The organism is Candidatus Chloroploca mongolica (genome assembly GCF_004762035.2).
Classification (GTDB): Bacteria; Chloroflexota; Chloroflexia; order Chloroflexales; family Chloroflexaceae; genus Chloroploca; species Chloroploca mongolica.
This window is the reverse complement of record NZ_SIJK02000067.1, coordinates 17,465-27,086: the sequence shown is the minus strand read 5'-3', so window position 1 is coordinate 27,086 and position 9,622 is coordinate 17,465. Positions and strand designations below refer to the sequence as shown.

The 9,622-nt window shown below is 57.2% G+C and carries 12 protein-coding genes; 8 read left to right on the top strand and 4 right to left on the bottom strand.

The window, feature by feature from the left end; all coding sequences use genetic code 11:
• The first annotated feature begins 179 nt into the window (after positions 1-179).
• The 8 genes from EYB53_RS22055 (at position 180) to EYB53_RS22020 (ending at position 7,164) form a co-directional block, all read left to right on the top strand.
• The gene (locus tag EYB53_RS22055) at positions 180-443 is read left to right on the top strand and encodes a hypothetical protein (RefSeq protein WP_135481144.1); all 264 of its coding nucleotides are present in this window, start codon (positions 180-182) and stop codon (positions 441-443) included.
• A gap of 127 nt (positions 444-570) precedes the next feature.
• Positions 571-936, top strand: a complete 366-nt coding sequence (locus tag EYB53_RS22050; RefSeq protein ID WP_135481142.1) for a roadblock/LC7 domain-containing protein — start codon at positions 571-573, stop codon at positions 934-936.
• A 75-nt stretch (positions 937-1,011) separates the two neighbouring features.
• Positions 1,012-1,506 (top strand): roadblock/LC7 domain-containing protein, encoded by a 495-nt coding sequence (locus EYB53_RS22045; RefSeq protein ID WP_135481139.1) that lies wholly within the window; start codon positions 1,012-1,014, stop codon positions 1,504-1,506.
• A 105-nt stretch (positions 1,507-1,611) separates the two neighbouring features.
• On the top strand, positions 1,612-2,199 hold the full coding sequence (locus EYB53_RS22040; protein ID WP_135481136.1) for a GTP-binding protein: 588 nt from the start codon (positions 1,612-1,614) through the stop codon (positions 2,197-2,199).
• A gap of 42 nt (positions 2,200-2,241) precedes the next feature.
• Positions 2,242-2,802 carry a DUF4388 domain-containing protein gene (locus EYB53_RS22035; RefSeq protein ID WP_135481134.1) on the top strand — a complete coding sequence of 187 codons (561 nt, stop codon included), beginning with the start codon at positions 2,242-2,244 and terminating at the stop codon, positions 2,800-2,802.
• Between the two features lie 125 nt (positions 2,803-2,927).
• Positions 2,928-4,439 (top strand): bifunctional phosphoribosylaminoimidazolecarboxamide formyltransferase/IMP cyclohydrolase, encoded by a 1,512-nt coding sequence (purH, locus tag EYB53_RS22030; RefSeq protein WP_135481131.1) that lies wholly within the window; start codon positions 2,928-2,930, stop codon positions 4,437-4,439.
• Between the two features lie 59 nt (positions 4,440-4,498).
• A complete protein-coding gene (gene hisIE, locus EYB53_RS22025; protein ID WP_135481129.1) occupies positions 4,499-5,110 on the top strand; it encodes a bifunctional phosphoribosyl-AMP cyclohydrolase/phosphoribosyl-ATP diphosphatase HisIE in 612 nt (203 codons plus the stop codon).
• Positions 5,111-5,130: 20 nt separating this feature from the next.
• The gene (locus tag EYB53_RS22020) at positions 5,131-7,164 is read left to right on the top strand and encodes a hybrid sensor histidine kinase/response regulator (protein ID WP_135481127.1); all 2,034 of its coding nucleotides are present in this window, start codon (positions 5,131-5,133) and stop codon (positions 7,162-7,164) included.
• A 31-nt stretch (positions 7,165-7,195) separates the two neighbouring features.
• Here EYB53_RS22020 and rimM read toward each other — a convergent pair whose 3' ends face one another.
• The 4 genes from rimM to EYB53_RS22000 all read right to left on the bottom strand — a co-directional run bounded on the left by rimM (position 7,196) and on the right by EYB53_RS22000 (position 9,602).
• Positions 7,196-7,714 carry a ribosome maturation factor RimM gene (rimM, locus tag EYB53_RS22015; RefSeq protein WP_254151188.1) on the bottom strand — a complete coding sequence of 173 codons (519 nt, stop codon included), beginning with the start codon at positions 7,712-7,714 and terminating at the stop codon, positions 7,196-7,198.
• A gap of 78 nt (positions 7,715-7,792) precedes the next feature.
• Entirely contained in the window at positions 7,793-8,020 is a 228-nt protein-coding gene (locus EYB53_RS22010) for a KH domain-containing protein (RefSeq protein ID WP_097651020.1), read from the bottom strand.
• A 47-nt stretch (positions 8,021-8,067) separates the two neighbouring features.
• The gene (gene rpsP, locus EYB53_RS22005; protein WP_135481123.1) at positions 8,068-8,355 is read right to left on the bottom strand and encodes a 30S ribosomal protein S16; all 288 of its coding nucleotides are present in this window, start codon (positions 8,353-8,355) and stop codon (positions 8,068-8,070) included.
• Positions 8,356-8,429: 74 nt separating this feature from the next.
• On the bottom strand, positions 8,430-9,602 hold the full coding sequence (locus EYB53_RS22000) for a VanZ family protein (RefSeq protein ID WP_167857546.1): 1,173 nt from the start codon (positions 9,600-9,602) through the stop codon (positions 8,430-8,432).
• Between the last annotated feature and the right edge of the window lie 20 nt (positions 9,603-9,622).

The following is a 9,622-nucleotide window of genomic DNA, read 5'->3' as shown; positions in this document are numbered from 1 at the left end:
GGCGGCCGCCATCGACCGCCTCTTGTTCCGGGCCTGACTTTGCATCAGCCCTGCGTAGGCGCACACAAGACTCGACAGCCTGAAGGCTGCATGATATGATAATAAGTGCTTACACTTCGAAAGGTTGAAAGCGGTATCTGTAGGCGTGATTTGCAATAGGGTTGGCAAGGAGCGAACGGATGCAGCTCGACCTAACCAGCAAGCGAGCCAGGAAACTGATGCACGAGCACGGCCTGACGATCGAAGAGATTCAGCAAATTGTGGCGTCGGCTCGCATTAACCTTGCTACGTTTGACCCCGAGTATCGTACGAATGTCACGCAAATTGCCGAAGAACTCGCGAAGAGTCGCCCGACGATCTATGGCTGGGCGGATCGTGCGCTGGCCGCAACGGTGTATTCACTCCGCAATATTCGTACCGGACGCCCCCCCCAAAGAGCGTGAGCGCACGAATGGCAATGAAACGTAGGCATGACTGGTCATGCCTTGGTTCGCCCAATGTGTATAATAAGCAGAGGTAGACGCGCTAGTGTTGCCTCGGCTCCGTACCCTGTCAAGGAAATCGCGCCCTATGAGCAGTCATTTGCAGAATCTGCTGAATAGCTTTCGGACGCTGTCCAGTGTTGAACTCGCCGCTGTTGTTGCTCCCGATGGGTTGCTCATCGAAAGCCTGGCTGAAGCCGAGCACGACGTCGATGCTATCTGTGCCGTGGCCTCGAATAGTCTGGTGCTCGCCGAAGCCCTTGGGCGTGAAATAGCCAAAGGTGAACCTCGCCAGATGGTGTTGGAATATGGCGAGGGCCTCGTGATCATTGAACCAATGAGTAGCGATGCGCTGCTGCTGATCATGACCAATAGCCGTGATGACCTGGGCTATCTTCGCTTTCTTGTTGCCAAGCATCGCATGGCAATGCTCGAAGCTTTGAGCGCAATCTGATCAGCACTGTGCTATAATTTTACGAAACCAACAGCTACATATCTGCCCACAGGCACAAGATCAAGGTAGGCCGTGATGGATCCACAGTTGACAAGTATCATTGTCCCGACTGAAGAACTCAGGCACATCGAGGAGTGTCTTGTTCGGCTTGTTGAGGATACGGGCAGCGATTATGCGCTGCTCCTCGATAAGAGTGGGCAGGTTATCTCTTCGCAAGGGGACGGTGATCGCCAGGATATTACTGCCCTCGGGGCGCTGATCGCAGGCGTCTTCGCTTCGTCACGTGAGGTCGCGAAACTGCTCCGTGAACGCGATTTTCGAGCTTCGTTCCAACAGGGGGTGCGTGAGAATATTTTCATTGCTCTGATTGAAGAACAGTGGATACTCTGTATTATTTTTAACAAAGGAACCCATATCGGCCTTGTGAAGGTGTTGACCAAGAAGGCGACCGATGAACTGGCCTCGGTGCTCGAACGGGTGCGTCAGCAACACAAGGCCCGCGATGAGGTGCTGGGCTCATCGTTCCGCACTTCGATGGAAGACACCATCGATCTGCTGTTCCGCGACTAGCCGTAGGAGGTGGCCGGGAATGCTTTGCGAGCGTTTCTCGCCGTTGCGCAGTGTGGCCCTGCCTGCGCCCTGGTCGCTGCTTTGTGCAGGTATACGAGAAAATCTATGGCGCTGATCAATGTTGCAGCTCGTGAGATCCACTGTAAGATCGTGTACTATGGCCCTGGTATGTGCGGCAAGACGACGAATCTGCGCTATATCCATAGTCAGGTTCCCAAAGAGGTCAAGGGCGATTTGCTCTCGATTGCCACCGAGACGGAACGCACTCTCTTCTTTGATTTTTTGCCCCTCGATCTCGGGAAGGTACGTGGCTTTCAGACCCGCTTCCACCTCTACACGGTTCCCGGTCAGGTGCTCTATGAACGTACTCGCGTTGCGGTGCTCAATGGGGCCGATGGCGTCGTTTTTGTCGCTGACTCGAATAAGAGTAAAATGCAAGAGAATGTGAATAGTTTGAAGGAACTTGCCCAGAATATTACGCGCCAGAATAAGCGCTTTGCCGAGTTCCCAATTGTGATGCAGTATAATAAGCGCGATTTGCCGAAAGAGGTGCTGGCTCCAGTCCAGACAATGGATCATTTCCTCGGGGTGACTCGTATGCACTGGCCCCGCGTCGAGGCCGTCGCTACTGTGGGTACCGGTGTCTTCGAGACCTTGCGTGCGATTAGCCGTGCGGTTATTAGTAAATTGTAATACGACGCTGGTGTCGTGTTCGCCTATCCTCCTGAGATATCTATGGCCCTCGCAGGCGATTTGAGTGAGTTTCCACTCACTGATATTATCCAGCTTATCCAGTTGAGTAAGCAGACCGGTGGCGTCTACCTCAGTGGGCAATGCCGTGCGCAGGCCCTCGAAGGCTGGATCTATTTCCGTGATGGCAAGATTATCGGGGCTACGAGCCCCGGTCTGGATCCCCTCGCTGCACTCTATGCCTTCTTTGCGCTCACAGCGGGCCCTTTTCGTTTTGACGATCAGCAACGCCTCGCTCAGCCGACGATCTCCCTCTCGAATGAACTCTTGATTATGGAGGGCGTCAACCGCCAGGATACCTGGCTCCGCATCGAGCAGACTCTCCCTTCGCTTGAACTGGTGCCCCGGATTTTGATCAATCCAACCTCCAGTACCGCCGAGATTGATCTCGATCCTACCGAGTGGCGGATCTTGACGATGGTGAATGGGAAGAATAGTGTCGACGCAATTGTTCAGCGTAGTGGCCTCGGTGAGTTCCGCACCTGCGAGATTCTGACGCGCTTGATCGAGGTGGGCCTCGTCACCGTCAAGGCCTACCTCGCCTGAGTCGTGCGCGCGCCTAAGCACAGCATGGGTCGAGATGTGGTAAAATAACGCAGCTTGCGACCCTGCCCGTCGCCTCGGGGAGGGTTTTCGTGTGTCTGTATCGGCTTGTTTCATATGGAGTTGTTGTGCGCGCTCTGATCAGTGTCTATGATAAAACCGGGGTCGTTGATCTCGCCCGCGCCCTGCACGCGATGGGGGTAACGCTGCTTTCGACTGGTAATACCCAGCGCTTGCTGGTGGAGGCTGGTTTGCCCGCCGTAGCCGTGAGTGAGGTGACGGGCTTCCCCGAGATCCTTGATGGTCGGGTCAAGACGCTCCATCCCGCTATTCACGCCGGCTTGCTCGCTCGCCGCGATCGCCCGGCTCATCTCGAACAACTCGCAGCCCATGGCCTCGCTCCGATTGATCTGCTGGTCGTCAATCTCTATCCGTTCCAGCAGACAGTCGCTCGCCCTGAGGTGACCCTCGATGAGGCGATTGAGCAGATTGATATCGGTGGGGTGGCGTTGCTCCGCGCTGCGGCCAAGAATTTCCATGATGTCCTGGCCCTCGTTGATCCCGCTGATTATGCCCCGGTGCTCGCTGATCTGCAGGCCGGGGCTGTGCCGGTTGAGGTGCGTCGCCGCCTCGCCGCCCGCGCCTTTGCTCATACCGCGAGCTATGATGCCGCCATTGCCGCCTATCTTAATGATGAACTTTTGCCCAGTACGCTCAGTCAGGCCTGGCCGCTCGCTCAGCCCCTGCGCTATGGCGAAAATCCTCATCAACACGCGGCGCTCTATGGCGAGTTCCATAGCCTTTTTGCCCAACTCCACGGGCGTGAGCTTTCGTACAATAATATCCTCGATACCGCTGCTGCCGCTGAGTTGATTGAAGAGTTCCCCGCTGCATCCACCCCCGCTGTGGCGATTGTCAAACATACCAATCCCTGTGGCGTCGGTATGGGAGCAACGCTGCTTGAGGCCTGGGAACATGCCTTTGCGACCGATCGCGAGGCTCCGTTTGGGGGGATTATTGCAGTGAATCAGCCCCTCGATGCCGCCCTCGCTCAGGCCATTGCCGAGATTTTTACCGAGATTATTATCGCCCCTGATTTCACCCCCGAGGCGCTCGCGCTCCTCTCCCGGAAGAAGAATCTTCGCTTGCTGCGGGCATTGCAGCCGGTTGCAAGCCTCGCTGGTCTGCAAGTACGTAGTGTGCCCGGTGGGGTGCTTGCCCAAGAGCCGGATCGGACGGAAGCCGAAGAGACAAAGGTGGTGACCCGGCGTGCCCCTACGTCCGAAGAGTGGCAAGCTTTACGTTTTGCCTGGCGCGTGGTCAAGCACGTTAAGTCTAATGCGATTGTCTACGCTGCCCCTGACCGTACGCTGGGCATCGGGGCCGGGCAGATGAGCCGCGTTGATAGTTCACGTCTCGCCATCTGGAAGGCCCAACAGGCCGGGCTGTCGCTGCAGGGCAGTGTGGTTGCGAGCGATGCGCTCTTTCCCTTTGCCGATGGGGTCGAAGCGGCCCTTTCGGCTGGTGCGACAGCGATCATTCAGCCCGGTGGCTCAGTCCGCGATGCCGAGGTGATTGCCGCCGCTGATGCCGCAGGTGCGGCAATGGTCTTTACTGGACGCCGCCATTTCCGTCATTAGTTGCTCTCTGCCGGTACCTGTGAGCGGTATGTACCGCTGCAAAGATGAGACATGTCTATATGAAATACGATGCCAATGGCCTTGTTCCAGCGATTATTCAACATGCACGCACTGGCGAGGTGTTGATGCTTGGCTGGATGAATGAAGAGGCGCTTGCCTTAACCCGTACAACAGGGCGGGTCACCTTCTGGAGCCGCTCGCGGCAGACGATCTGGCGCAAGGGTGAGACGAGCGGCAACTGGCTGGATCTGGTTGCCATCCGTCAGGATTGCGATAGCGATGCGTTGCTGGTTCTTGCCGAACCCGCTGGACCGACGTGTCACACGGGTGCTCGGAGTTGCTTTTATCGCGATCTCGATGGGGAACCTGCATCCAGTCCGGCCCCTCCTGCCGCCATCCTGGGGCGTCTGGCTGATCTGATTGCCCTGCGCCGTACGATGCAGCCCGAAGAATCATACACAGCCAAGTTGCTCCACGGTGGGGTTGATCGCATTGGGAAGAAGATCGGGGAAGAGGCCGCCGAAGTAATTATCGCGGCCAAAAATGGGTCACACGCTGAATTGACCTATGAAATGGCCGATCTGATCTACCATAGTCTGGTGCTCTTGCAAGATCAGGACCTTCCGGCTGAAGCCGTCTGGCACGAATTGGAACGTCGGTTTAGCCCATAAAAAGCATGCTACAGGGGCCTATGTCGGAAACGAAACAGAAACATGTTGGACGTGTGCTCTTGCTCGCTGTTGATCCTGCGTTGCGTAGTTCGTGTACCGAGACGCTCCGCAAGGCAGGGTTTGCGGTGCTCCATCAATGGTCCGTTGAGACATCGGCCCGGGTGCTGGTTGCCAATACCTATGATCTGGTCATTCTTGACCTGACCGACCCAGCCCAGGCTGACATGGCGACGCTGGCCCAGTTGCGCGAGCGCGGGGTGGATACGCCGATTCTGTTGATCAGTGCTGAGACAACGGTTGCCCATGCCTCGCGCGCTATGCGCTTTGGCGCACGCGGGATGTTGCTGTTGCCGTTTGCACCTGAAGAACTAAAGAGCATTGCCCTCGAGATGGTCGCTGAGCGGCGCGCTGCCCGTTCACGCGATCGCGTTGCCGCGCTGCGCCCGGCCCTCCGCGTGGGCCAGCGCCTCCTTGGCGAACTCGATCTGCCTCGTTTGCAGGCGCAGATTATTGAAACGGTTCGGGCTGAACTGGATGCCGACCGCGCCTCACTCATGCTCCTCGAAGACGATGGTCTGTGGCTCCGGATTGTCGCTTGCTCGGGGTTGCCCGAGCCAATTACCGTGGGGCATCGTAGCCCGGTGCAACAGAGTCTGTCGGGTTTTGTGGCAACCCATCGCCAATCACTGCGTATTGATGACAATGGAATTGTGTCACCACCAGCGGCAGATTTGCAGGGCAAGCTCTTTGAGGATCAGATTGTCTCGGCAGTGTGCGTGCCTGTACTGGCCGGGAATCGGGTGCTTGGGGTGCTGACAGCAGCCAAGGTGTTGAGTGGTACGCCCTTTAGCGAGGCTGATCAAGAGTTGCTGCTGCTCTTGGCGGCGCAAGCAGCGATTGCGATTGAGAATGCCCGTCTCTATACACAGGTCGCCGAATCAGAGGCGCGCTATCGTGCGCTGTTGCAACACGCCACTGATGCGGTGCTGCTGTTGGATGAAGCAGGGTCGTCGATTCTTGATGCGAACCTGGCACTCGAACAGTTGAGTGGCTATCCAAACCAGGATCTGATGGCGCTCTCTCCCGACGTGCTCTTTCCCGACCTTGCGACCCTGCTTGCTGCGGTTCGTTACAACGGCCAACTCCATCAACCGCTCGAACAGCGCGAGATCGAGACTGAGTTACGCACCCGCCACGAGCAGACGCTGCCCGTGGCCGCGAGTGTGAGCCGGGTGCCGCACGCAGGGCAGCAGTTGTTGCTCGTGATAGCCCGTGATATCAGTGAACGCCAGCGTATCTCGCAACAGATGGTGCAGGCTGAAAAGCTTGCCGCGCTGGGGCGCCTCTCGGCATCGCTTGCCCACGAAATCAACAATCCCTTGCAGGCCATCCATAATTCGGTGCATCTGATGCGAAGTCGCCCCCTCACCGAAGAGAAACGCCAAATCTACCTCTCGATGACCCAGGATGAGATTGAACGCCTTATCAGCATTGTGCAGCGCATGCTCGATTTCTATCGGCCTAGCCGCGAGGGCATGCGCCCAGTCGAGATCAATGACATTCTTGATGCGGTGTTGACCCTGATTGAAAATCAGGTTCACACCCAGGGTGTCCGCATTGAACGCGAAGGCGCACCACGTCTCCCACGGATCTTTGCGATTAGCAACCATATGAAACAGGTCTGCTTCAACCTGATCTTTAATGCGCTCGAAGCGATGCCTGACGGTGGTATTTTGTATGTGCGAACGTATCTCATCGACGCTGACGCGCCTGATATTGACGACGCGAGCTATATTGCTGTCTCGGGCAGTCAGGGGCGGCAACCGCCGCTACGTCCGGCTGTCGTGGTTGAGATCAGTGACACCGGTGCGGGGATTGCCGCTTCTGATCTGCCGAAAATCTTTGAACCCTTTTACACCACGCGCACCAAAGGCACGGGGCTTGGCCTCGCGGTCAGCTACAGCATTATCGAGCAGCATCATGGGGAACTGGCGGTACGTTCAGAGGTCGGCAGGGGTACGACCTTCCGGATGAAACTACCGGTTGCGGAATAGCCGGGCGAAGCCCGCCCAGGGTAGCCAGGTCTTACAAGAGACCTTCGATCGGGTCGATCACCACCACTCCAGCGGAGAGATCGAGGCGGTCAATAAAGGTGTGAACCATCGGGACGAGCGCATCGGGTTGACCGGGGCGCGTAATCACAAGGATCTCACCGGCCCCGGTCGTGAGGACATCACGCACAGTGCCAACGGCTTGCTCGGCGACCGTCACCACCTTGAGCCCAATGAGTTGATGAATAAAATACTCATCGTCGGCGAGGGGGGCGGCTTCAGACTCGTGGATATAGATCTCGGCCCCGCGCAAATCTTCGGCTGCCTCACGACTCGCAACGCCCTCAAGCGTCAGCACAAGTTGCCCAGGCTTATGTTCGTGGAGGCGCAGCATCGTATACTGGGCACGCTGCTTGCCCACTTGCAGCGTGAGCCGCTTGACGTGGCGCGCAATATAATCGGGGCGGTCGGTCAACCCGCGCACCTTCAGTTGCCCCTCTACCCCAAAGGGGGCCACGATCTGACCAATTAATAGCAATTGCTCGTCGCTCATAGATCCAGATAGAAAACGCATGCAGCTTGCCGACACCCTGGTACAACACACGGTTCAGCAACCTGCATGCAGCTCGTGTTACTCAATATCAACGTGGACACGCTTATTCTGGCGTGCCGCAGCTACACCCATCAAATCACGGATAGCCTTGGCGACACGGCCACTTCGCCCGATCACCTTGCCCGTCTCGTCAGAGGCGACAGATAATTCATAGGTTACGGTAAACCGACCAACGCGCTCTTTAATGTGGACGGCCTCGTGGTTATCCACCAGGCTCAACGCAATATATTCGAGCAGTGCTTTCATTGCGAACCCTGCACATCTGATCAGTCAACGCCTGATCACGCTTGCGCTTACGCCTCGACAGGCTCAGTTGAAGCCGGCATAAGGTTGCCTTCACTATCGAGTACGTGAACCTGCTTGAGCAACCGCACGACTGTATCACTCGGCTGAGCACCAACGCCAAGCCAGTAGCGTGCGCGATCAGCCTTGATCTCGAGCACCTTGGGCTGGCGAACAGGATTGTAGTGACCAATAATTTCAATAAACCGACCATCACGAGGCGACCGTGCATCAGCCACAACGACGCGGTAGCTAGGCTGTTTGGTCTTGCCAGTGCGGCGAAGACGAATTCTAACCATAGGTGTCTATTTCCTCCAGGACACTATATCAGACGCATACTAAGCGTTCAGTATACCACAGATTCACAAGGTGGTTATCTATTCAGACGCTCTGGGTGCCCAAGTAGGAAGCGCACATGGCTTCGTTGCAGGTTGTAGATCAGGCCGCCACTTAGGGCACCCGTGACCACGAATAAGAGCCGGACAAAGCTGGCCCCATGCCCCTTCTGAAAGCCTACGAGTAACTCCAGGACGAGGGCTGCGCCGAGGGCGACCAGCAGCAATCGAGGCAGATCCTGGACGAAAGGGAGTTCGGCCCGTCCGCGCCATTCGGCACTGATGTAGCCGAGCACCGTAAAGGCCGCCAGGTATTCAAGCAGGGCTGCGGGATAACGGGTGTTCACTGGCTCGATACGGTCAGTCAGGCCAAAGGTGCCGTGCCATGCGGTGAGTTCGCGGAACGGCGGCCAGAGGGCCAGCAAGATCACGTAGAGGATCAAGCCCGGCAGGATGCGCTTCAGGGTGATGCGCTCGAAGCGGCGTTCGACCATGTGCCACGGTCGTGCCGCCAGGCCAGCGGTGAGCAAGGCCACCCCGATGACCATCGGGAGTGTAGGGAGGACGCGCAAGAAGCCCGGACTCATCCCGAGCAGGCACCAACCTGCTGCGGCGAGGCCGACCCAGCCCTTCGAGCGTAGCCCGATCTGTCCACCCCACATGCGGTAGATATCACTGAGAATGATCGCCCCGCTCATACAGATCAGTACGGTCAGCATCCAACGGTCAGGGTCGGACTCAAGGGCAAGGGAGTTCATCCAGAGCAAGGGGATCAACAAGTACAGAAGGCCCATCAGCGGAATTTCAAGTGCCAGTCGGCCAACCATCGCAGGTGTCATCGCAATGCGTGCCGTCAGGTGATCATAGAGCCATGCGCCTGCGAGCGCCCCCAGCGTGTTGGCTCCCACATCTACCGGGGCGGCTGTACGCACCGGGAGGAAGAGTTGCAGGCTCTCGATGCTTATGCTCAGGGTGAACCCCAAGATGAGTGCTCCGCGGCGACTCCCCCCAGTCAGGCGGTAGAGAAAGCCGATGGGAAGCAACAGGATGATATTCTCGATGATATCGTCGAGTCGCACACGTAGATCGACTTCAAACTGCGTGGGGATCGCGAAGTAGAAAGGGTAGAGAGTCAGCAAGACGATCACAAGGATGAAATAGCCGAGCATCGCAGCCGCGAGCCGGGCGCTAGTGGAGTGTAGCGGTAACATATAGGTGCTCGTTAGGTTGC

Excerpts from the sequence above, each read along its gene's own strand:
- EYB53_RS22035 (WP_135481134.1), top strand. The coding sequence starts at position 2,242 with ATGGCCCTCGCAGGCGATTTGAGTGAGTTTCCACTCACTGATATTATC.
- EYB53_RS22045 (WP_135481139.1), top strand. The coding sequence starts at position 1,012 with ATGGATCCACAGTTGACAAGTATCATTGTCCCGACTGAAGAACTCAGG.
- EYB53_RS22000 (WP_167857546.1), bottom strand. The coding sequence starts at position 9,602 with ATGTTACCGCTACACTCCACTAGCGCCCGGCTCGCGGCTGCGATGCTC.
- rimM (WP_254151188.1), bottom strand. The coding sequence starts at position 7,714 with ATGAGCGACGAGCAATTGCTATTAATTGGTCAGATCGTGGCCCCCTTT.
- EYB53_RS22050 (WP_135481142.1), top strand. The coding sequence starts at position 571 with ATGAGCAGTCATTTGCAGAATCTGCTGAATAGCTTTCGGACGCTGTCC.
- EYB53_RS22055 (WP_135481144.1), top strand. The coding sequence starts at position 180 with ATGCAGCTCGACCTAACCAGCAAGCGAGCCAGGAAACTGATGCACGAG.
- rpsP (WP_135481123.1), bottom strand. The coding sequence starts at position 8,355 with ATGGTTAGAATTCGTCTTCGCCGCACTGGCAAGACCAAACAGCCTAGC.
- EYB53_RS22020 (WP_135481127.1), top strand. The coding sequence starts at position 5,131 with ATGTCGGAAACGAAACAGAAACATGTTGGACGTGTGCTCTTGCTCGCT.
- EYB53_RS22010 (WP_097651020.1), bottom strand. The coding sequence starts at position 8,020 with ATGAAAGCACTGCTCGAATATATTGCGTTGAGCCTGGTGGATAACCAC.
- EYB53_RS22040 (WP_135481136.1), top strand. The coding sequence starts at position 1,612 with ATGGCGCTGATCAATGTTGCAGCTCGTGAGATCCACTGTAAGATCGTG.
- hisIE (WP_135481129.1), top strand. The coding sequence starts at position 4,499 with ATGAAATACGATGCCAATGGCCTTGTTCCAGCGATTATTCAACATGCA.